Source organism: Hansschlegelia sp. (genome assembly GCF_035538955.1).
Lineage (GTDB): Bacteria > Pseudomonadota > Alphaproteobacteria > Rhizobiales > Methylopilaceae > Methylopila.
Genome location: NZ_DATLJK010000009.1, coordinates 133,823 through 155,452 on the forward strand (window position 1 = coordinate 133,823; position 21,630 = coordinate 155,452).

The following is a 21,630-nucleotide window of genomic DNA, read 5'->3' on the forward strand; positions in this document are numbered from 1 at the left end:
CCGCATGACCACGCACGTGCTGGCGCGCCTGGCGCTCGTCTTCGCTCTGCTTGCCTGCGGGGTCGGCCTCGGTCGCGCCGCTCCTCTCGAAAAACTCACCTTCGAGACCGCGACCGGCCCCCATGTTTTCATGGTCGAAGTCGCCGTCACGCCCGAGGAGCGCGAGGTCGGGCTGATGTACCGCCGGTCGCTGCCGGCCGACCACGGCATGCTGTTCGATTTCGGCAGGTCCGACGAGATCGCGATGTGGATGCAGAACACCTATGTGTCGCTCGACATGGCGTTCGTCTCCGCCGACGGCCGCGTGATGCGGGTCGAGCGGTCCGCGGAGCCGCTGTCGACCCGGATCATCCCCTCCGGCGGGCCGGTGAAATATGTTGTCGAGCTCGCTGCCGGCGCAGCCGACCGGATCGGCCTGAAGCCGGGCGACCGCGTGATCCATCCCCGGATAGCCGCGCCGCCCGCGGCCCGGTGAGCAGGCGCAGCCGCTCCGTCAGATCTTCTTGACCGCGCCCGCGCCCACGCCGAGTCGGTCGAGCTCCTCGCGCGACAGCGGCAGCAGCGGCGCGCTGGACGCCGATAAGGCATAGGGGATCGCCCGGCGGGCCGCCTGGTCGGGGATCGGCGGCACACGAGCCCGGCTTCGCCCGATCCTCACCCCGGAGATTCGCCAGCGGCAGGGTCAGCCGCCAGACGGCGGGAGTCTTGCGGCGCGCGGCGCCGCGACAGACGCAGGTCCCGCCTCAGCCCGCGCCGTCATCGTTCTCGCTTGTCAGCTGGTCGACGGGAATCGAGCCCTGGCCGGAGGCGGCGGCGAGCCGCGCGCGCATCGCCTCCCGCAACGTCTCGTTGATGCGGTCCTGCCAGCCGGCGCCGTCGGCGCGGAACAGCTCGAGCACGTCGGCGTCGATCCGCAACGTCACCTGTTCGCGCGCGCCCGGGATCGCCGGTCTGCGTTCGGGCGCCGGCGGGGGCGGGGCCTTCGGTCGAAAGGCGGCTTCCGCCGCTGCGCGAGGGTCGGTCGGTCGACGGGACATCGATGCTGCTGCCTTACTGCTCGCTATAGGTTTCGCCGCGCCGGCCGCCGACGCGCTCGAAGCCGGCGGTCGCGCGCGGATCCTTGCCGTCGAGGTTGAGCGCCTGCGCGAAGGAGGCGCGGGCGTTGCCAAGCTCGTTGCGCTTCTCGAACGCCAGGCCGCGGCCGATCCAGGCGTCGATATATTTGGGGTTGAGCGTGCGGGCGGTGTTGAAGTCGTCGAGCGCGGCCTTGTAGTCGCCCTGCGCCAGATAGCTCATGCCGCGCCCGACATAGGGCTCCGCGGCGGTGACCGAGATCGCCGTCGCCTTGGTGAAGTCGTCGATCGCCTCGTCCTGCCGGCCCTGGGCCTGATGGATCAGGCCGCGATTGTGCCAGGCCTGCGCGTTGTTGGGATCGAGCTGAATGGCCTGATCGTAATCCGCGACCGCGGCGTCGAGCCGGCCGGTCTGACGGTAGAGATTGCCGCGGCCCACATAGGCGGCGCTGTAGTTCGAATCGGCCTGGATGGCGCGATTGTAGTCGGCGAGCGCGGCGCTCATGTTGTTCTGCGAGCGGTAGGCCAGCGCCCGGTTGGCGTAGGCCTTGGCGAATGAGCCGTTCAGCTGGATCGCGTGATTGAAGTCGCCGACGGCGTTGTCGTACTGCCCGAGCCGCGCATAGGCCGAGCCGCGCATGTTCCAGGCTTCGGGATCGTTCGGATTGTTGTTGACCACCTGGGTCAGCGAGCCGAGGTCCGTCTGGCGCGCGGCGTAGACGTCGGGGTCGATCGAGCGCGACCCGGAGCCCGCGCCGACGGTGTCGCAAGCCGCGAGGCCGAGCGCCGCGAGGCCCATCCCCGCAATGCGGCCCAACGTTCGTGAAGCTCTGCGCCGTCCCATAGCCTGTCTCGCCTTCTGTTCGCCGCCGGATGGCCCGTCAGATAAGGCGATTGCGGCAGCAATGCGATTCTAGGGCGGCCCGGACTCGCCGTCGCGCCCGATCGGGCCGCTGGACGCAAAAACGCCCGCCGGCGTGGCCTGGCGGGCGCACTGGACAGACCTGGCGGCAGGGGTTTGGCCTGCGCGCCGCGTCGGCCGAAGCGTTCAGCGAATCACTTCTTCTTCATCGGCAGCAGACCCTCGCGCTGCGCGCGCTTGCGGGCCAGCTTGCGGGCGCGCCGGACGGCCTCGGCCGCCTCGCGGGCGCGCTTCTCCGACGGCTTCTCGTAATGGCCGCGCAGCTTCATCTCGCGAAAAATGCCTTCGCGCTGCATCTTCTTCTTGAGGGCCTTGAGGGCCTGATCGACATTATTGTCGCGAACGAGAACCTGCACGTCGTGCCTCGTCTGGGCGTTTCGGGATCGGCGAAACAGTCGGCCGCTTGCGCGGGCGCGTAAAACAAAAAACAGCGCGCCCGCATTGGCGCGGGCCGCCGTCTCGACGCAAACTAGCAAAGACGTTCAGGCTTGTCACGCGGGCGCGAGGCCCGGACGGCCGTTTTCCGAGGCGCGCTCGGGGCGGCGCCCTTCAGCTCTTCACGCGGGTCACATGGCCCATCTTGCGGCCAGGCGCAGGCTCCGATTTTCCATAGAGGTGGAGCGCGGCGCCGGGCTCGGCCAGCAGGGCGAGCCAGTCGTTCGCCTCGGCCCCGAGCAGATTCGTCATCGTCACCCGGCCGCGGGCGTCGGTCGCCCCGAGCGGCCAGGCGGCGATCGCCCGGACGTGCTGCTCGAACTGGCTCGTCATCGCCCCCTCGATCGTCCAGTGGCCGGAATTGTGCACGCGGGGCGCGATCTCGTTGACCACGACGCGTTCGCCGGTCGGGCCGTCCACCAGGAACAGCTCGACGCCCAGGACGCCGACATAGTTCAGCGCCTCGGCGATCTTGCGCGCGATCGCGACCGCCGAGGCGGCGGTCTCGGGCTTGATGGCGGCGGGCACGTCGGAGGTGCGCAGGATATGGTTTTCGTGGCGGTTCTCGACCACGTCGAAGGCCGCGAAAGCGCCGTCGCGGCCGCGCGCCGCGATCACCGACACTTCTGCGCGGAAGTGCACGAAGGCCTCGAGGATGGCCGGCTGGCCGTTCATCATCGCGAGCGCTGCGTCGAGGCCGAGCCCCTCGCGCACCAGCACCTGTCCCTTGCCGTCATACCCGAAGCGGCGCGTCTTCAGCACGGCCGGGCGTCCAATGGCTCCGACGGCCGCCGCCATGCTGGCGCGGTCGTCGACCGCCGCGAAGGCGGGCGTCGGGATCCCGAGATCGCGCACGAAGGTCTTCTCCAGAAGCCGGTCCTGCGTGGTCGCGAGCGCGCGGGCGTCCGGAAACAGCGGCCGGTGCTGCGCGACAAGCTCCGCGGTCGCGGCCGGCACGTTCTCGAACTCATAGGTGATGACGTCGACGCTGTCGGCGAACAGCGCGAGCGCCGCCTCGTCCTCATAGGCCGCGATCGTGCGTTCGGCGGCGACGTCGAAGGCCGGGCTTTTGGGGTCCGGCGCGTAGATGTGGGTCTTGAGACCGAGCGGCGCGGCTGCGAGCGCCAGCATGCGGCCGAGCTGGCCGCCGCCCAGAATGCCGATCGTGTCGCCGGGAGCGAGGATGCGGGAGGTCATGGATCAGGCGCTCCCAGATGGGGTCTCGGCGACGCCGTCGGTCTGCGCCCGGCGCCAGGCCGCGAGGCGCTCCGCGAGCGCCCGGTCGGAAAGCGCGAGCACCGCGGCCGCGAGCAGGGCGGCGTTGACCGCGCCCGAGCGGCCGATCGCCAGCGTGCCGACCGGAACGCCGGCCGGCATCTGCACGATCGACAGCAGGCTGTCGAGCCCGGACAGGGTGCTGGACTGGACGGGCACGCCGAACACCGGCAGCGCCGTCATGGCGGCGACCATGCCCGGCAGATGCGCGGCGCCGCCGGCCCCGGCGATCACGACCCGGAAGCCGTCGGTCTCCGCGCCCTTTGCAAACGCCACCAGCCGATCGGGCGTGCGGTGGGCGGAGACGATCCTCGCCGAATAGGGGACGCCGAGCGCATCCAGGGTTTCGGCGGCGTGCGAAAGCGTGGCCCAGTCGGACTGACTGCCCATCACGATGGCGACGGGGGGCGGCTCGGCGCGGTTGTCCGCGACCATCTGGGCATGCTCCGAAGGAAAGAGGGGATCAGGGCCCGACCATAGGCGCCGGCGGATTGGCAGGCAAGCAGAGGCGCGTCGCGTCAGGCGATGATGTCCGGCGTGAGCTGATCCTCGAGAAAGCTGATCCGGTCTTTCAGGCCGAGCTTGCGCTTCTTCAGCCGCTGGACCTGCAGCCTGTCGCCGGAGCCGAGCGCCTCGAGCGCGTCGATGGCGTGGTCAAGGTCGCGGTGCTCCTCACGAAGGCGGGCGAGTTCCTCCCGGGCCGCCTGTTCCTGGGCCCGCGTCTCCTCGTCCCGCCCCGTCATCAGCTGGCCTGTCTCTCATGCAAGCGATCTCCGCCTCCGAGTATCGCCGCCGCCCGGACAAGCGGCAAGCTCCGCGCGGCACGGCTCTGTGAGCGCGCGCGACGCGATCTCTGTTCGACAGAGGGCGCGGAGCGTGACATCATCGCCACGTCGATCTTAAAAAAGGGAGACGTGCTTTATGTCCATCGAGTCCCACATTGCTGAGCTCGAGAAGAAGCATCGCGCGATTGATCGAGAGATCGAAATTGAACTGACCCGTCCGAGCACAGACGATGTCCGGGTCGCGTCTCTAAAACGGAAGAAACTTCGCATCAAGGACGAAATGATGCGGTTGCAGTCGCCGCATCCAACCATTCATTAGCTGGCGTTTTCTGCACAGACACAGAGTTTGCGCCGCCGACCTCAGGGCCGGCGGCGCCTTTATTTCCAGCGCCCTTGTTCGGGAGCCAGGCCGGACGGCGCAGGCTTCAGCGAACCACGACCTTGGTGCCGATCGGCACGCGCTCATAAAGATCCTGGACGTCGAAATTGATCATCCGGATGCAGCCCGACGACATTGCGTGGCCGATGGTGAGCGGCTCGTTCGTGCCGTGGATGCGGAACAGCGTGTCCTTGCCGTCCCGGTAAAGATACATCGCCCGGGCGCCGAGCGGGTTCTCCGGGCCGCCTGACATGCGCAGCGGCAGTTCGGGGCGGCGCTGCAGCATCTCGGCGGGCGGGATCCAGTCCGGCCATTCCTGCTTGGCGCCGACCTTGGCTTCGCCGGTCCAGCCGAAGCCTTCCTTGCCGACGCCGACGCCGTAGCGCATCGCCTTGCCGTTCGGCTGGACGAAGTAGAGGAACTTGTCGTTGGTATCGATCACGATCGTGCCGGGCGCTTCGCCGGTGGGATCGACCACCTCCTGCCGCCGGTACTGGACCGGCAGGGCGGAGGGGTAGCTGGTCGACATCGCCGCAGCGATCGGATCGGAAGCGAGATTGCTGGAGCAGCCGGCCAGCAAGCCGGATGCGGCGAGCAGCGCGAACGCCGCGCAGGCCCGAACGACGTGAGACACTGAACTCATCTTGATCCTTGGCGTCCCGCGTAAGGCGCGAGGCTCACCCTGTGTGGCCCCGAGCCGCCGGCTCCCCTGTTCGGACGATAAACGCAGCAGTCGAGGTTTCGGGAGCGCCCGGTTGCTTCGCTGATCTTTTCAAAGGTGGTCGTGGCCCGCCGGCCACACCCCGCGTCCAGCAGCCCTCAAGACCACGCTAAGAAAAGATCACTCCGGAGATCGCCTCCGCCACGTGGTTTTCAGCCGTTGGGGCGGCCGATCCCATAATACACGAAGCCGTGGCGCTGCATTTCTTCCGGACGATAGACGTTCCGGAGGTCAACCACGATCGGCTCGCGCAGCACGCGCTTGACGCGCGCGAGGTCGAGCGCGCGGAACTCGTCCCATTCGGTGAGCAGCACCAGGACATCGGCTCCGTCGAGAGCCTCATAGGCGTTGCGGGCGTAGACCACGTTCGGCAGCTGGCTGCGGGCCTGCTCGGTGGCCTCGGGATCATAGGCGGACACGACCGCGCCGGCCGCCTCCAGCGTCGGGATCATGTCGAGGGCCGGGGCTTCGCGCATGTCGTCGGTGTTGGGCTTGAAGGCGAGGCCGAGCAGCCCGATTCGCTTGCCGGCCACCGACCCGCCACAGGCCGCGATCACGCGGTCGGCGAGCGAGTTGCGGCGCGCCTCGTTCACCTGGATGACGGTCTCCACGATCCGGACGGGCGAGCCGTATTCCTGCGCGGTCAGCGCGAGCGCCCGCGTGTCCTTGGGGAAGCAGGATCCGCCGAAGCCCGGCCCCGCGTGCAGGAACTTCGACCCGATGCGGTTGTCGAGGCCGATGCCGCGGGCGACCTCCTGGACGTTGGCCCCGACCTTCTCGCAGAGATCCGCGATCTCGTTGATGAAGGTGATCTTGGTCGCGAGAAACGCGTTCGACGCGTACTTGATCAGCTCGGCCGAGCGGCGGTCGGTGAACACCAGCGGCGCCACGTTCAGGTAGAGCGGGCGGTACAGCGCCTCCATGACGGCGCGCGCGCGCTCGTCCTCGACGCCGACCACGATCCGGTCGGGCCGCTTGAAGTCGTCGATCGCGGAGCCTTCGCGCAGGAACTCGGGGTTGGACGCGACGGCGAGGTCGACGCCCGGCCGCGTTCCGCGCAGCACACGCTCGACCTCGTCGCCCGAACCCACCGGGACGGTGGACTTGTTCACCACGACAGTGAAGCCCTCGAGCGCTTCGGCGATTTGCCGGGCCGCCTCCATCACGTAGCTCAGGTCGGCGTGGCCGTTCCCACGTCGGGACGGCGTGCCAACCGCGATCATCACGACGTCCGCCTCGCGCACCGCGGGCGCGAGTTCGGTCGAGAAGGTCAGCCGGCCAGCGGCCAGGTTGCGCTCGACGAGCTCATCGAGCCCTGGCTCGTAGATCGGCACGACGGCCCGGTTGAGCGCCTCGATCTTCCGCTCGTCGGAGTCGATGCAGGCCACCTGATGCCCGAAATCTGCAAAACACGCGCCGGAGACCAGCCCGACGTAACCCGACCCGATGACAGCGACGTGCAACGATGAGGTCCTTTGATGCCCCGCCCGCGGCGCGGGCCCGGCGGCGTGGTAAGCGATGGTCGCGTTCAAGGCAACGAAGTAGCGCGAGGGTCTGCCGCGTCCTCAGGGCAGAAGGTCGCGGTAAAGACCGGCGTAAATCCGGGCCGACGCCTCCCATGAGACATCCGTCGCCATGCCGTTGCGCTGGAGCCGTGTCCAGGTGGCCTGATCGGCGTAAAGAGCCGCCGTTCGCCGGATCGCGGCTTCCAGCGCGCCGCGAGCGACCGGAGAGAACTGCACGCCGGTGGCGACGCCCGCCGCCAGCGCCACCGGATTGGCGTCGATCACCGTGTCGGCGAGGCCACCGACCCGGGCGACGACTGGAACCGCGCCATAGCGCAGCGCGCAGAGCTGGGTGAGGCCGCAGGGCTCGAAGCGCGACGGCACGAGCAGCGCGTCGGCGCCGCCCTGGATCAGATGCGCCAGCGTCTCGTCGTAACCGAACGCGCAGCCGATCCGGCCCGGATTGGTCTCTGCAAGCGCGCGGAAGCGGCGCTCCAGCCCAGCGTCGCCTGCTCCCAGAACCGCCAGATTGGCGCCCGTCTCGAGCAAGGCCGGCGCCGTGTCGGCGAGAAGATCCAGCCCCTTCTGGTCCGACAGGCGGCTCACCACCCCGAATGTCGGGGCGCCGTTCGCCTGGCCGAGCCGGAAGCGCTCCGCCAGCGCCCGCTTGTTGAGCCGCCGCCCCGTCAGATCGCGCGCCGAATAGCGCATCTCCAGCCGGGGGTCCGTCTCTGGGTCCCAGACATCCACGTCGATGCCGTTCAGGATGCCGAAAAGGTCGCGCTTGCGGCTGCGCAGCAATCCTTCGAGGCCCATGCCGCCGGCCGGCTCCAGAATCTCGGAGGCGTAGCTCGGCGACACGGTCGTGATGCGGTCGGCATAGAAGATCCCGGCCTTCAGGAAGCCGATCCCGCCGTAATATTCGACGCCCTCGATCGACATCGCCTCAGACGGAAGGCCGAGGCGCGGCAGCAGCTGAGCCGGAAACCAGCCCTGGAACGCGATGTTGTGGATGGTGGCGACGATGCGCGGCCGCCGCTCCGCATGCGCCATGTAGGCCGCCGCGAGCCCGGACTGCCAATCGTGCAGATGCGCGATCTCCGGGGCGGGGAGAGCGGTCGCGCCGCGGCCGATTTCCGCCGCCACCCGGCCGAGAGCGGCGAACCGGAAGGCGTTGTCGGGCCAATCGCGGCCGTTGCCGTCGGCATAGAGGCCGCCCGGGCGGGCGTAGAGATGAGGCGCGTCGATCGCGATCACGTCGAGCCCCGCCGCGCGGCCGGCGACCGCCGCCGCGGGCCCGCCGAACAGGTCGTCGAAGCGCGCGACGATCTCGCCGTCCCGCAGGGCGTGCAGCACGTCGCCGTAGCCGGGCAGCAGCGTCTGCACGCGGACGCCTGTCGGCGCGAGCGCCGCGGGCAGCGCGCCGACCACATCCGCCAGCCCTCCGGTCTTGACCAGCGGGTAAGCTTCGGAGGCGACGGCCAAAACGCTCAACGACATCGGCTCTCTCTTCTGGGAGCGAGGCGACGTTCATATCGCCGGATCGGGCCGCAGACGACTCCGGCGTCCGGACTCAAAGCCGGTCGATCATTGACTGCGTGATCAGGCAAACGCCCTTCTTGGTTCGTCGGAAGCGCTGCGCGTCGAATTCAGGGTCCTCGCCGACGACCAGCCTGGGCGGAATCCTGACGCCGCGGTCGACCACGACGTTCTTCAGCCGGCAGGACCGGCCGATGTCGACATAAGGCAGCACGACCGCACGATCGACTTCGGTGTAGGAGTTCACCCGCACGCCGGTGAACAGCAGCGACTCGGTCACGCAGGCGCCTGACACCACGCAGCCGCCGGAGACCAGGGAGGACACCGCCTGGCCGCGACGCCCGTCCTCGTTGTGAATGAACTTCGCCGGCGGGACCATCTCGGCAAAGGTCGAGATCGGCCAGTTCTGGTCATACAGATCGAGCGCCGGCACGAAGTCGGTGAGATCGATATTGGCCTCGAAATAAGCGTCTACGGTGCCGACGTCGCGCCAGTAGGGCTCTTTCTCGGAGGATGACCGGACGCAGGAGCGCGAGAAGTGGTGCGCCACGGCGTTCCCGCCCTTCACGATCTGCGGAATGATGTCGTGCCCGAAATCATGCGCTGAGTTCGGGTCTTCGGCGTCCTTGCGAAGCAGGTCGAACAGGAAGGGCGTGTCGAACACATAGATGCCCATGCTGGCGAGCGCCTGATCGGGCTTGCCCGGCATGGCCGGCGGATCGGCGGGCTTTTCGAGGAAGTCGATGACGCGGTCGCGCTCGTCGACATGCATGACGCCGAACGCGCTCGCCTCGCTGCGCGCGACTTCGAGGCAGCCGATCGTCACGTCGGCGCCGCTCTCGACGTGCTGGGCGAGCATCTGCTCGTAGTCCATCTTGTAGATGTGGTCGCCCGCCAGGACGACGATGTGGCGGGGTGCGTAGTCCTCGATGATGTCGATGTTCTGATAGACCGCGTCAGCGGTCCCGAGATACCACGCACCCTCGGACACGCGCTGGCTGGCGGGCAGCAGGTCGAAGCTCTCGTTGCGCTCGGCCCGGAAGAAGTTCCAGCCCCGCTGCAGATGGCGGAGCAGGCTGTGCGCCTTGTATTGCGTGGCGACACCGATCCGGCGGATGCCGGAATTCAGCGCGTTCGAGAGCGCGAAGTCGATGATCCGGGACTTGCCTCCGAAATAGACCGCCGGCTTCGCGCGCCGGTCGGTCAATTCCCTCAGCCGGGACCCTCGGCCCCCCGCGAGGACGAACGCCATCGCCCCGCGGGCGTAGGGCGGGCCAAGCGGCGTTTTGGGGGGCATGCTCGTCTCCTGGGCGTCGCCTGGCTCCGCGGCCTCAGGCGAGTTCGCTCGAGGGCTGCACGTTCCAGATCTCCTTGGCGTATTCAAGTATGGTCCGGTCGGATGAGAACCAGCCCACCTGTGCGGTGTTCCTGACGCTCGCCGCCATCCATGCCGGCCGGTCGCGCCACAGCCTGTATACGCGACGCTGGGCCGCGAAATAGGCGTCGAAATCGGCCGTCACGAGGAACACGTCGTTGTCGAGCAGGCCGTCGACCAGGCCGCGATAGCGGCTCGGGTCGTCAGGCGAGAACACGCCGTTGCGGATCGAGTCGAGCACTTCGCGGAGCATCGGCGAGGCGTCCACGGCGGCGCGGGCGTCGAAGCCGCGCTGCTTGCGGGCCTGAACTTCCTGGGCCGTGAGGCCGAAGATGAAGATGTTCTCATCGCCGACGCGCTCGAGGATCTCGACATTAGCGCCGTCGAGCGTGCCGATGGTGAGCGCGCCGTTTAGCGCGAGCTTCATGTTGCCCGTGCCGGACGCCTCCGTTCCGGCGGTGGAGATCTGCTCCGAAAGGTCCGCCGCCGGGATGATCGCTTCGGCGAGGCTGACATTGTAGTTCGGCAGGAACGCCACCTTCAGCAGGCCGCGCACCGTCGGGTCGGCATTGACGATGCGGGCCACGTCGTTCGCGAGCTTGATGATCAGCTTTGCCTGGTGGTAGCTCGCTGCCGCTTTACCGCCGAAGATCTTCACGCGGGGCATCCAGGAGCGCATCGGCTGCGCCCGGATGGCGTTGTAGATCGCCACCGTCTCCAGGATGTTCAGAAGCTGGCGCTTGTATTCGTGGATGCGCTTGATCTGAACGTCGAACAGCGCGTCCGGATCGACCCAGACGTCGTTCCGGTCAGCGATGATCTTGGCGAGGGCGACCTTGTTCACGCGCCGCGCCTCGAGCAGCGCAGCGTGCAGCCCGGCGTCGTCGGCCATCGGCAGAAGCCGCTCGAGACGGCTCGGGTCGTCGAGCAGTTCCGCGCCCACGGCGTCGATCAGGATCTTGGTCAGTCGCGGATTGGCCTGCGCCAGCCAGCGCCGGAAGGTGATCCCGTTGGTCTTGTTGACGATCCGGTCGGGATGCAGCGCGTGCAGATTGCGGAACACGGTCTGCTTCATCAGGTCGGTGTGCAGCGCCGAGACTCCGTTGACCTTGTGGGAGCCAATGAAGGCGAGCACGCCCATCCGCACGCGACGGCCGCCATTCTCGTCGATCAGAGAGACGGAGGACAGCAGCGCGTCGTCGCCCGGCCGCTTGCCGCGCGCGCTCTCGAGCTCGAGAGCGTTGATCATGTAGATGATCTGCATGTGCCGCGGCAGCAGGCGCTCGATCAGCGGCAGCGGCCAGCTCTCCAGCGCCTCGGGAAGCAGCGTGTGGTTGGTGTAGGAGAACGTGCCGACCGTGATCATCCAGGCTTCGGCCCACGGCACCTCGTGCAGGTCGACCAGGATGCGCATCAGTTCCGGGATCGCGATCGCCGGATGCGTGTCGTTCAACTGAATGGCGACGTGATCCGGCAGCGACCGCAGGTCGCCATGTTCCTCCATGTGCCGGCGGACGAGATCCTGAAGCGAGGCGGAGGCGAAGAAATATTCCTGCCGCAGCCGCAGCTCCTGGCCGGCGGGAGTCTCGTCGCTCGGATAGAGGACCTTGGAGATCGACTCGACCCGCACCCGATCCGCGAGCGCGCCGACATAGTCGCCGCGGTTGAAGGCGGCGAGGCTCAGCGGGTCGGGAGCGCGCGCGGACCACAGGCGCAGCGTGTTGACGTGCCGCCCGCGCCAGCCGACCACCGGCGTGTCGAACGCCACGGCGTCGACCTTCTCGGCCGGACGCCAGATCTGCTTCGGCTGACCGCCGGAAGTGATCTGCTCGACATAGCCGCCGAAGCCGATCGCATAGTCGATCTCAGGGTGGGCGAATTCCCAGGGGTTGCCGAAGGAGAGCCAGTCCTCCGGGTATTCCTGCTGCCAGCCGTCGCGCATGCCCTGGCGGAACAGGCCGTGGTCGTAGCGGATGCCGTAGCCGAAGGCGGGTACGCCGACCGAGGCCATCGAATCCATGAAACAGGCCGCAAGCCGTCCGAGGCCGCCATTGCCGAGGGCCGCGTCCGGCTCGGCCTCGCGCACGCGGTCGAGTTCGACGCCGAGGCCGGCGAGCGCTTCGCGGGCGGCTTCGGTCAGGCCGAGATTGTGGAGGGCGTCGAACAGCAGCCGGCCGATGAGAAATTCGAGCGAGAGATAGTAGACGCGCTTGCGCGGCCGCGCGTGGTCGGGCGCGTGCTCCAGCACCCAGCGGTCGACGATCCGGTCGCGCACCGCAAGCGCCGTGGCGACGAACCAGTCGCGCGTGCTGGCGGTTTCGGGCGAGCGGCCGACCGAATAGGTCAGCTCGGCCAGTATCTCCTGCCGCAGCTTCGCGACATCGGTAGCGCCGTCCGCCTCTGAAGCCACCTTGCGCACAGGGCGGCGCGCCACGTCCGCCGCGGGGGCGGTGGGTGTGTCGTTCATCGCGCTGTCTCCGTCTTCGCCGGCGTCCGCACCGACGCCGCGGGCTCAGTCAATCACGTGAGGATCGCCATGGCGACCTCCCGAGCCGGCCTCTGGCGAAGATGACGCGCGCCCGAGGCGCAGCAGGCCGGCCAGGATGGTCGCTGGCGGGGAGGCTTCAGGCCGACAGGGGAATCCAGTCAGGCGCGGGCGAAGAGCAATACGTTGCCTTCCGGGTCGTCGGTGGCCTCGCGGATGGCGTCTTCCTGGCCGGCCGCGGCTTCAAGCCTGCCCCGGAGGGTGCGAACCGCTCCGAGCATCTCAAGGCCGAGGCCGAGCGGGGCGCACATCAGCGTCGTCGCATAGACGTCCAGAGCCTGGCCCAGCAGTTCGGCGTCGTGACGAGAGAGCGGAAGTTTCAGCGTATCCATGGCTGCACCATCGGTAGCCGTGGCGTGAGGGGGAGCTCTGACCCTGCGACTCACACAGTGTTGCCGGCTTCCTAGATGCTTGCTCTTCGGCCGCGTGAATTGACATACGCAGAATGTCTCATGCCGGACCGGAGAGGCTCAGCAGCGCGACCGGCAAGGTGAGGATTTTTTCCAAGGACATCTTGGAGTTGAGCTCTACTGTCCGGCCGGAAAACAGCTCCGTGGCGGCCCTCCCGACGAGTTCCGAAGGAAGGCTGATGTGACATTCACGCAACACATCGGGTTTCGCTGCGAGGGTCGGGAACAAAGCCTGTTTCTCGTACACGTTGCGCAGCCCCACCACACACACCGCTTCGTCGCCCAGCATTCGGGCGAACGCCACCACGTCCTCCGCCTGCGGTCCCTCGACCTCAAGCGGCACGTAGCTTCCGTCCGCAAACAGGGCGTCGCGACGGCTTCGCTCTTTCAGGACCGTCGCGATCAGCGCCTGCTTCACCGCCCCGTCGCGCCAGTGTTCGGCCGCGTCCAGCACGGTTTCGCCCTTGCTGAGGGAGGCCTGCCGCGCCGCATAGTCGACTGGTCGACGGTTGTCCGGATCGACTAGGCTGAGGTCCCAGAACTCGGTTCCCTGATAGGTGTCGGGAACGCCCGGAACCGTGAGCTTCAGCAGGATCTGAAGCAGGCCGTTGGCCGCGCCCGCCGGCCCGATCCGGTCGGCGAATGCGGCGATTTCCGACCGCATCGGAAGCCCCGGCTCGGTCAGGATGCGCGTCAGCAGGTCTCGGGCGGCCGCCTCATAGGCTTCGTTCTGCGCGCTCCAGTCGGTCGCGAGCTTGGCCTCGCGCATGGCCTTCTCCTGCCAGGCCACGAGCCGTTCCGCGAAGGCCTTGCAGCCCCCGAGATCGTCCGGCGCGAGATCGTGCGGCCAGGCGCCCACCAGGGTCTGGTACATGATCGCCTCGTCGCCGGGCGAGGGAGCCGCGTCGGTCCGCAGCGGCTCGGAGGCCGCGCGCCAGCTCCGGACGGCTTCAGCCCACGCGTCAGGCATTTCGCTCAGCACCGCGAGCCGCGCCCGGACGTCTTCGCCGCGCTTGTGGTCATGCGTCGCCGTGGTCAGCATGGCGCGCGGGAAGGTCTTGGCCCGCGCAAGCATCTTGTCGTGGAAGGTCTCGACGCTGATCGAGAAGGTCGCGACGTCGAAGCCGACATCGGTGCGCGAGAGCAGGCGCCCGTAGCGGTAAAAGGCGGTGTCCTCCACCGCCTTTGCGGCGACCGGCGCCGAAAGCTGCTGGAAGCGCTGGATCGCGCGGTCGCGCAGATAGAGCTGGTCCGCCGGCCCGATCTCGCCGCCGAGCCACTTGTCCAGCAGGTCCAGAACAGGCGCGTCGGCAGGCAGGATCGTCTGCCGCGCCTTTTCGAGCGCATGGCCGAACAGCGTCTTGTCGCTCTCGGTCCGGCCGGTCTGGGCGGAGGCGTAGGTCCGGTATGCGGGGAAATGTACGAGCAGCTCCGTCAGCGCGCGGCGGATGGCGGCGCGCGACGTGTCGCGGGTGCGGTAGTCCAGCCGGGCGACCGCGTGCAGCGCGTTCGTCGCCTGGTCGAGCTGCGCGGAGAAGGAGCGGTCGAGGATCTCGCGCCTGGCGATCTCCTCTTCGGCGTGGAAGTCGGCCGCGCGGCCACTGATCTCGGCCCAGAAGGCCCCGAGCTTCTCCTCGGCTTCGGGGGCGTGCAGCAGGGCGCTGACGTCGTCCATGAAGTCGTAGCCGCTGGCGCCGTCGACCTTCCAGTCGGCGGGAAGCCGCTCGCCAGGTCCGAGAATCTTCTCCACCACCAGATAGGCCGGCTGGTCGGCGAGCGCTCCCGGCCGTTCGTGCTGCACCTCCTCGAGATGTTCGCGCAGGTTGCGCGCATAAAGCTTCGGGTCGGCGAGGCCGTCGATGTGGTCGACCCGGAAGCCGTCGATCAGCCCCTCGGCATAGAGCCGCAGCAGCAGCTCGTGGGTGGCCTCGAACACCGCGGGATCGGAAATCCTGAGCCCGGCGAGCTCGTTGACGTCGAAGAAGCGCCGCCAGTTGATCTCGTCGCCGGCGACCGTCCAGGAGGCGAGGCGGAAGTTCTGCTTCTCGAGCAGCGCGTGCAGCAGGGCCTCGCCTTCGGGCGTCGTCCCGTCATAGGCCTCGAGGCCATGGGCTTCGATCTCCAGCCGGTCTTGCGGCCGCAGCGGGAACAGATGGTCGGCGTAACGCAGCGTCAGGCCGCCGCGCTTGCCCTCGCGGGTGATCTTGAGCTCGCCGGACCGCAGCGCCTCGCCATAGGACATGCCGAGGGTCGGCAGCAGGATCTTGCCGTGCAGCGCGGGGTCGGCGGGCTCCCAGTCGATGTCGAAGAAGTGCCCGAAGCGGCTCCCCCGCCCATAGGCCAGCACGTCGAGCCACCAGGCGTTGTCGTCGCGTCCGACCGCCATGTGGTTCGGGACGATGTCGACGATCATCCCGAGCCCCTCGGCGCGGAGCGCGGCGACCAGGGCGCGGAAGCCGTCCTCGCCGCCAAGCTCCGGATTGACGGTGGTCGGGTCGACCACGTCGTAGCCATGCATGGAGCCCGCGCGGGCGGTGAGGATCGGCGAAGAATAGAGGTGGCTGATCCCGAGGCGGCGCAGATAGGGGACGAGCGGGATCGCCGCCGAGAACGGAAAATCCTTGTGGAACTGCATGCGCATAGTGGCGCGAGGGGGGTAGATCGGCGCCGGCGCTTGCGTCACGAGGGGCGTCTCCTGTCGAGGGTTGAAAGCCGGGCAGCCGGTTCCGGCTCCGCCAGCAGCTGGGGGGCCGGCGCGGGAAGGCGGCGGCGCCAGTTGGGATGTTCGTCGAGCGTGCCCGGCAGGTTTGGCTGTTCGGTCTGGCCGAGCGCGTCCTCAAGCGGGAGCAGGACCAGGCGCGACGGCGTCTCGCTCAGGAACTTCACCGCGGCGTCCACGACCGGCGCGGTCTGCTCGGAGGAGGGCGGTTCGCCCGCGGCCGCGCCCGCCTCGCGGAAGGCGCTCCACAGCAGCGGCCGGTCCGCCGCCCGCTGGGCCCTGTCCTGCGCTTGATTGTCGCCGAACTGGTCGCTTGCGATCGAGGCCTTGAGCTCGATGTCGGCGCCGGACCACCAGCCGGCCATGGTCGGCAGATCGTGCGTGGTGGTCATCGCGAGCGCTTCGGCGGGATAGGCGTCCGGGCCGAAGAAGCGGCGCTCGTCGCGCTCGAACTGCAGCACGCGCATGCCGGCGATGCCGGCCTCGCCCAGCCGCTCCCGGAAGCCTTCGGGAACCGTGCCGAGATCCTCGCCCACGACCACCGCGTCGTTGCGATGGGACTCGAGCGCGATCAGCCTGAGCATGTCGTCGAGCGGCAGCCCGAGATAGGCGCCTTCGGTGGCGCGGGCGCCGTCCGGGACCATCCAGAGACGGGTGAGGCCCATGACGTGGTCGATGCGCACGCCGCCGGCGTGCCGCATGCAGGCGCGCAGCGTCGCCAGGAAGGGCGCGAAGCCGGTCGCCCGCAGCGCGAGCGGCGAGAAGGTCGCGAGCCCCCAGGACTGGCCGTTCGGGTTGAACAGATCCGGCGGGGAGCCGACGGAGAGCCCGACCAGCACGTCCTTGTGCCGGCTCCAGGCATGGCTGCCGCCGGCGTCCATGCCGACGGCGAGGTCCGAGATCAGCCCGATCGCCATCCCGGCGTCGCGCGCAGCCTTTTGGGCGGCCGCGAGCGACCTGTCGGCGATCCACTGCAGGAAGATGTGGAAGTCGACCTCGGACGCATTCCGGCCGGCGAATTCCGCGACCTCGGCGCTGTCCGGGTTGCGCAGCGGCTCCGGCCAGGAGCGCCAGTCCCACTGAGAACTGTCGGCGCCGAAGCGCTCCGCATGCAGCGCTTCGAAGCGGGCATGCTGCTCCAGCAGTTCGCCGCCCTCCTTGCGAAAGGCCGCGAAGTCGATGGCGAGCCGTCCGCCGGGCTCCCGCGCCCGCTCGACCGCGGTGAAGCTTTCGAACAGGGTTCTCAGCGTTGCGAGCTTTGCAGCGGCGGCCGTCGGCCAGTCGATCAGCGTCGCGGCTTCAGCCGCACGGCGGGTCTCGGCGGCGCCCGAAGCCGCGACGGCCTCTGCCACGCGGTCCTCGCCGAACAGGAATTCCGGATCGGCGTTGAGCGGGTTCAGGAACAGGCGACTCGAGGGCGAGTAGGGCCCGAAGTGGTGCGGGTCAGCGCTGAAGCCGGCGTGCAGCGGGCTCAGCGCCAGCGCGTCCGCGCCGGCGCGTCCCAGCGCGTCGGCGAGCTCGGCGACGCCGCCCATGTCGCCGATGCCGCCATCGCCCCGCCGCGGCAGCCCGTAGACCTGCGCGGCGACGCCCCACATCCGCCGGCCGTGGCCGGCGTCGAGAATGCTCAGGCCGTGCGCCGGGGCCACTGCGATCGTGATCGTCTGGTCTCCGACCTCGAGCCGATGATAGCCGGGCTCCAGGACCGGTCGCATCAGCGCGCGGCCATCCTCGGCCTGACCCAGGGTGACGTCGAACGCTGCGCCATCCTCGCGCACGAAACGCGCCGCCGCGTTCGGCGTCGCCTTAAGGGCGAACGGCCTCCCCAGCGGCGCAGTGACGAGCGGCTCCGGCGCGGCGTCGATCTCGTCGAGCCGCGCGAGCGAATCCTCAGCCTCGGCGTCGGAGCCGCACGGCAGGTCCATCGCTTCGAGCAGGCGGCGCAGCGTTTCGGGGGAGACGGTCTGCTGCTCCCCGCTCTGATCGGTCCAGTCGACCGAAAAGCCGACGCGGGTCGCAACCTTGCGAACGAGATCGTCCTTGCTCAAGCCGCCCGCTCCAGCAACGCCACGGTCGTATAGCCGGGGAGGCTTCCGGATCCGGCGGCCTCCGCGGCGCCGGCCGATGTCTCGAACAGAACCGGCCCCGCCAGGGGCGTGACGGCGACGGGGCCGTCGGACAGGTTCACCGCAATGGTGAGCAGGGCGCCATCCTGCGCCCTCCAACGCGCGACCACCGCCTTCGCGCCGACCACATCGGCGCCGGCCGCGGAAAAGCCGGGCAGGCGGGGCGTGATCTCGGCGGCCCGCAGACCCAGCAGGCGCCGGAACAGCGCGGTGCGCGCCTCGGCGAGCTGGGGGTGCGGCTCGGGGATCGACGCCTCGAACGTGGATATCGCGTTCGGGTCGGGCACTTCGGCGCCCGCAAAGGCGGCGAACTTCGCGAACTCCTTCCGACGGCCCTCCCGCACGGCGTCGGCCAACTCGCCATGATGGTCGGTGAAGAACAGAAAGGGCGTCTCGCTGGCGACTTCCTCGCCCATGAAGATCATCGGGATGTGCGGGCAGAGCAGCAGCACCGCGGTCGCGGCCTCCACGCCTTGTGGCGGGGCGAGCTTCGTCAGGCGGTCGCCGAAGGCGCGGTTGCCGATCTGGTCGTGGTTCTGCAGGAAGCTGACGAAGGCGGTCGGCGGCAGATGCGCGCTCGGCGTGCCCCGCGGCTTGCCCTCCTGATGCGGCGATGGATCGCCCTGATAGACGAAGCCTTCCTGCAGCGTGCGGGCGAGCTTGCCCGCGGTGTCCTCAGCGAAGTCCTCGTAATAGCCCTCGCGCTCGCCGGTCAGCAGAACGTGGAAGACGTGGTGGAAGTCGTCATTCCACTGAGCGTCCACCTCTCCGGCGAGGTGGCTCTGCTCGTTGAACTCGTTCTCCAGGATCAGATGGACGTGGCGGCCGTCCCCGACGGACGCGCGCACCGCATGGGCGGCTTCATCGATCCACTCCTGCTCGGAGATCGCGTGCACCGCGTCCATCCGCAGGCCGTCGAAGCGGTACTCCTCCAGCCAGTACAGCATGTTCTCGGTGAAGTAGCTGCGCACCTCCGGGAGCCGGAAGTCGATCGCGCCGCCCCAAGGCGTCTGGAGGTCGTCCCGAAACACAGGCGGGGCATAGGCCCCGATGTAATTCCCATCCGGGCCGAAGTGGTTGTAGACCACGTCCAGGATCATCATCAGGCCCAGCTCGTGGGCCCGGTCGACCAGCGCCTTGAGCTCGTCCGGCGTCCCGTATGCGGCGTCCGGCGCATAGGGCAGCACGCCGTCATAGCCCCAGTTCCGCGTTCCGGGGAAATCCGCGATCGGCATCAGCTCGATTGCGGTGACGCCGAGCTCCGCAAGCAGGGGCAGCGCCTCGGCGACGCCCGTAAAGCCGCCGAAGCAGCCGACATGAAGTTCATAGACGACGGCCTCCTTCCAGGGCCGGCCGCGCCAGTCCCCCGACCGCCAGGAATAGGCCTTGGGATCGACCACCACGCTCCAGCCATGCACGTCGCCGTCCTGGAACCGCGAGGCGGGGTCCGGAACTGTCAGCCCGTCCGGCAGATGGAACCGGTAGCGCGCGCCGGCCGGGACCTCGAGCGTCTTGCTGAACCAGCCGCCGTCTTTGCGCTCCATCAGGATCGGGTCGCGGTCGCGGATCTCGAGCCGGACCTCCGGATGCGCCGGCGCCCAGAACCGGAACGTCACGCGGCCATCTGAAAAGGCCGCGCCGAAGGGCAGGCGGCGTTCATACGCGGAGGACAAAGAGCTACGCTCCGGATTGGCCGGAAGCGGTGCCCGGCTCAGGCGAGGGGACGAGGGAGAGGCCCAGCACGGCGCTTTTCGCGGCGACCTGGACCACATCGCGATCGATGAGGCGCTCGGGCGCATCCGGCTGGGAGCTGTCGATCAGGAGAAAGGTGGGCAGGCCTGGGGACGGCAGCCGGAAGGCGCGGTCCTGTTCGGTTGGGTTGAGCATCAGGGTGAGAATGGGGGTCGAGCCGTCCTCGCGGCGCTCGGCTCGGCGGAGCGTCAACGTCCGCTCCGCCGGGTCGTTCCAAGCCTCCGCGCTGATCGGCGCGCCGTCCTCGTCGAACCAGGCGATGTCGAGCACGCCGGGCGCCGGCTCCTCCCGGCCGTGCAGGAAATTCTTGGAGCGTAAAACCGGCTGCGCCTTCCTGAGGGCGATCAGCCGGGCCACGAAAGCGGCGAGCGCCGCCCCCTCATCCTCATCGGCCAGGGTCCAGTCGATCCATGAGGTCTCGTTGTCCTGCGCGTAGGCGTTGTTGTTGCCGCGCTGGGTGCGGTCTAACTCGTCGCCGGCGAGCAGCATCGGCGTGCCGTTGGCGAAGATCGCAGTCGCCAGCATTGCCCGCGCGACACGGCCCCTGATCTCCCGGATGGCGGGATCGAAGGTCGGGCCTTCGACGCCCCAGTTCGCCGAATAATTCTCGTGATGCCCGTCGCGATTTTCCTCGCCATTGGCGTGGTTGTGCCGCTCGACGTAGGCGGTCGTGTCCGCCAGCGTGTAGCCGTCATGCGAGGCCACGTAGTTGATCGAGGCCCACGGCTTGCGGGAGCGGCGGTCAAACAGGTCGCTCGAGCCGGCGAGGCGCGCGGCGAGTTCCGGCCGCTGGCCGCTGTCGCCGCGCCAGAAGCGGCGGACGCTGTCGCGGAACCTGTCGTTCCATTCCGCAAAGCCCGGCGGGTGATGGCCGAGCTGGTAGCCGCCGGGGCCGATGTCCCAGGGCTCGGAGATCAGCTTCACGCGGGCGAGCGTCGGATCCTGGCGGAGCGCGTCGAAGAAGCCGGAGCCCGGGTCGAAGCCATGCGCCTCGCGGCCGAGGGTCACGCCGAGATCGAAGCGGAACCCGTCGACGTGGTAGGCCTCAACCCAATACCGCAAGCTGTCCATGACGACCTGAAGCACCCGGGGGTGCGAAAGGTTCACGGTGTTGCCGGTGCCGGTGTCGTTTACGCAGTAGCGCGGCTCGCCCGCGATCAGCCGGTAGTAGCTGGCGTTGTCGAGCCCGCGGAACGAGAGGGTGGGGCCGAGCTCGCTGCCCTCGGCGGTGTGGTTGTAGACGACGTCGAGGATGACCTCGAGCCCGGCGGCGTGCAGCCGGCGAACCGCCACCTTGAGCTCGTTCAGCGAGCCGTCCGAGAGGTAGCGGGCCTCTGGCGCGAAGAAGCCGAGGGTGTTGTAGCCCCAGTAGTTCCTGAGCCCCTTCTCGACCAGGACGCGGTCCTGCACGAAGGCGTGGATCGGCAGGAGTTCGATCGCCGTGACGCCGAGCCGCTTGTAGTGCTCGATCATCGGCGGGCTCGCCAGCGCCGCGAAGGTGCCGCGCTCATGCGCCCGAATGTCCTGGCGCAACATCGTGAGGCCGCGGACATGCGCCTCGTAGATGACGGTGTCGCTCCAGGGGACGTTGGGCGGCCGGTCGTCGCCCCAGTTGAATGCGTCGTCCGTCACCACCGCCTTGGGCATGGCGGGGGCGCTATCCCGCCGGTCGAAGGTGAGGTCGGCCCGCGGGCTGTGCAGCCGGTAGCCGTAGAGCGCGTCCGCCCAGCGCACCTCGCCGGCGATCTGCTTGGCGTAAGGGTCGAGCAGCAGCTTGTGCGGGTTGAAGCGATGCCCCTCGAGCGGCTCATAGGGGCCGTACGCGCGGAAGCCGTAGAGCAGCCCCGCGCGGGCGTCCGGCAGGTAGCCGTGGAACACCTCGTCGGTCTTCTCCGGCAGCGGCATGCGGGCGATTTCCCGCCGGCCCGACGGGTCGAACAGGCAAAGGTCGATCTGCTCGGCGTTCGCGGAAAACACCGCGAAATTTACGCCGAGCCCGTCCCAAGTCGCCCCGAGCGGATAGGGCGAGCCCGGCTCAAGCACGGGGCTCAAACCGCGGTCCCCAAAAC

The 21,630-nt window shown here is 68.8% G+C and carries 19 protein-coding genes; 2 read left to right on the plus strand and 17 right to left on the minus strand.

Annotated elements, in window-relative coordinates; all coding sequences use genetic code 11:
* The first annotated feature begins 4 nt into the window (after positions 1–4).
* Positions 5–475, plus strand: a complete 471-nt coding sequence (locus VM780_RS05160) for a DUF192 domain-containing protein (protein WP_325445811.1) — start codon at positions 5–7, stop codon at positions 473–475.
* 18 nt (positions 476–493) lie between these two features.
* Here the strand turns inward: VM780_RS05160 and VM780_RS05165 are convergent, their stop codons facing one another.
* The 7 genes from VM780_RS05165 to VM780_RS05195 all read right to left on the minus strand — a co-directional run bounded on the left by VM780_RS05165 (position 494) and on the right by VM780_RS05195 (position 4,448).
* Positions 494–631, minus strand: coding sequence for a hypothetical protein (locus VM780_RS05165; RefSeq protein ID WP_325445813.1), 138 nt, complete (start codon positions 629–631; stop codon positions 494–496).
* Positions 632–743: 112 nt separating this feature from the next.
* Positions 744–1,037 (minus strand): BrnA antitoxin family protein, encoded by a 294-nt coding sequence (locus tag VM780_RS05170; protein ID WP_414652792.1) that lies wholly within the window; start codon positions 1,035–1,037, stop codon positions 744–746.
* A 13-nt stretch (positions 1,038–1,050) separates the two neighbouring features.
* Entirely contained in the window at positions 1,051–1,890 is an 840-nt protein-coding gene (locus tag VM780_RS05175) for a tetratricopeptide repeat protein (protein WP_325445815.1), read from the minus strand.
* A gap of 239 nt (positions 1,891–2,129) precedes the next feature.
* Positions 2,130–2,351: a 30S ribosomal protein S21 gene (rpsU, locus tag VM780_RS05180; RefSeq protein WP_183393587.1), complete on the minus strand. Its 222-nt coding sequence runs from the start codon at positions 2,349–2,351 to the stop codon at positions 2,130–2,132.
* 193 nt (positions 2,352–2,544) lie between these two features.
* Complete coding sequence (locus tag VM780_RS05185) at positions 2,545–3,627, minus strand: 5-(carboxyamino)imidazole ribonucleotide synthase (RefSeq protein ID WP_325445819.1); 1,083 nt, start codon at positions 3,625–3,627, stop codon at positions 2,545–2,547.
* Between the two features lie 3 nt (positions 3,628–3,630).
* The gene (purE, locus tag VM780_RS05190) at positions 3,631–4,140 is read right to left on the minus strand and encodes a 5-(carboxyamino)imidazole ribonucleotide mutase (RefSeq protein WP_325445820.1); all 510 of its coding nucleotides are present in this window, start codon (positions 4,138–4,140) and stop codon (positions 3,631–3,633) included.
* A gap of 83 nt (positions 4,141–4,223) precedes the next feature.
* On the minus strand, positions 4,224–4,448 hold the full coding sequence (locus VM780_RS05195) for a YdcH family protein (RefSeq protein WP_325445822.1): 225 nt from the start codon (positions 4,446–4,448) through the stop codon (positions 4,224–4,226).
* Positions 4,449–4,626: 178 nt separating this feature from the next.
* On the opposite strand from VM780_RS05195, the gene VM780_RS05200 reads away from it, so the two are divergent.
* Positions 4,627–4,809 (plus strand): YdcH family protein, encoded by a 183-nt coding sequence (locus VM780_RS05200; RefSeq protein WP_325445824.1) that lies wholly within the window; start codon positions 4,627–4,629, stop codon positions 4,807–4,809.
* Positions 4,810–4,915: 106 nt separating this feature from the next.
* Here the strand turns inward: VM780_RS05200 and VM780_RS05205 are convergent, their stop codons facing one another.
* The 10 genes from VM780_RS05205 to glgX form a co-directional block, all read right to left on the minus strand.
* On the minus strand, positions 4,916–5,512 hold the full coding sequence (locus VM780_RS05205; protein ID WP_325445826.1) for a L,D-transpeptidase: 597 nt from the start codon (positions 5,510–5,512) through the stop codon (positions 4,916–4,918).
* A 230-nt stretch (positions 5,513–5,742) separates the two neighbouring features.
* A complete protein-coding gene (locus tag VM780_RS05210; protein ID WP_325445828.1) occupies positions 5,743–7,053 on the minus strand; it encodes a UDP-glucose/GDP-mannose dehydrogenase family protein in 1,311 nt (436 codons plus the stop codon).
* A gap of 102 nt (positions 7,054–7,155) precedes the next feature.
* The gene (gene glgA, locus VM780_RS05215; RefSeq protein WP_325445830.1) at positions 7,156–8,595 is read right to left on the minus strand and encodes a glycogen synthase GlgA; all 1,440 of its coding nucleotides are present in this window, start codon (positions 8,593–8,595) and stop codon (positions 7,156–7,158) included.
* 73 nt (positions 8,596–8,668) lie between these two features.
* The gene (gene glgC / locus VM780_RS05220; protein ID WP_325445832.1) at positions 8,669–9,931 is read right to left on the minus strand and encodes a glucose-1-phosphate adenylyltransferase; all 1,263 of its coding nucleotides are present in this window, start codon (positions 9,929–9,931) and stop codon (positions 8,669–8,671) included.
* A gap of 34 nt (positions 9,932–9,965) precedes the next feature.
* Positions 9,966–12,476 (minus strand): glycogen/starch/alpha-glucan phosphorylase, encoded by a 2,511-nt coding sequence (locus tag VM780_RS05225; protein ID WP_325445834.1) that lies wholly within the window; start codon positions 12,474–12,476, stop codon positions 9,966–9,968.
* 179 nt (positions 12,477–12,655) lie between these two features.
* Positions 12,656–12,886, minus strand: coding sequence for a hypothetical protein (locus VM780_RS05230; RefSeq protein ID WP_325445836.1), 231 nt, complete (start codon positions 12,884–12,886; stop codon positions 12,656–12,658).
* A gap of 118 nt (positions 12,887–13,004) precedes the next feature.
* Positions 13,005–15,647: a malto-oligosyltrehalose synthase gene (gene treY, locus VM780_RS05235; protein ID WP_325445838.1), complete on the minus strand. Its 2,643-nt coding sequence runs from the start codon at positions 15,645–15,647 to the stop codon at positions 13,005–13,007.
* Positions 15,644–17,731: a 4-alpha-glucanotransferase gene (gene malQ, locus VM780_RS05240; protein ID WP_325445840.1), complete on the minus strand. Its 2,088-nt coding sequence runs from the start codon at positions 17,729–17,731 to the stop codon at positions 15,644–15,646. The genes treY and malQ overlap by 4 nt, the downstream gene beginning before the upstream one ends.
* Positions 17,728–19,482: a malto-oligosyltrehalose trehalohydrolase gene (treZ, locus tag VM780_RS05245; protein WP_325445842.1), complete on the minus strand. Its 1,755-nt coding sequence runs from the start codon at positions 19,480–19,482 to the stop codon at positions 17,728–17,730. The genes malQ and treZ overlap by 4 nt, the downstream gene beginning before the upstream one ends.
* A gap of 4 nt (positions 19,483–19,486) precedes the next feature.
* Positions 19,487–21,613, minus strand: a complete 2,127-nt coding sequence (gene glgX / locus VM780_RS05250; protein WP_325445844.1) for a glycogen debranching protein GlgX — start codon at positions 21,611–21,613, stop codon at positions 19,487–19,489.
* Positions 21,614–21,630: the final 17 nt, after the last annotated feature.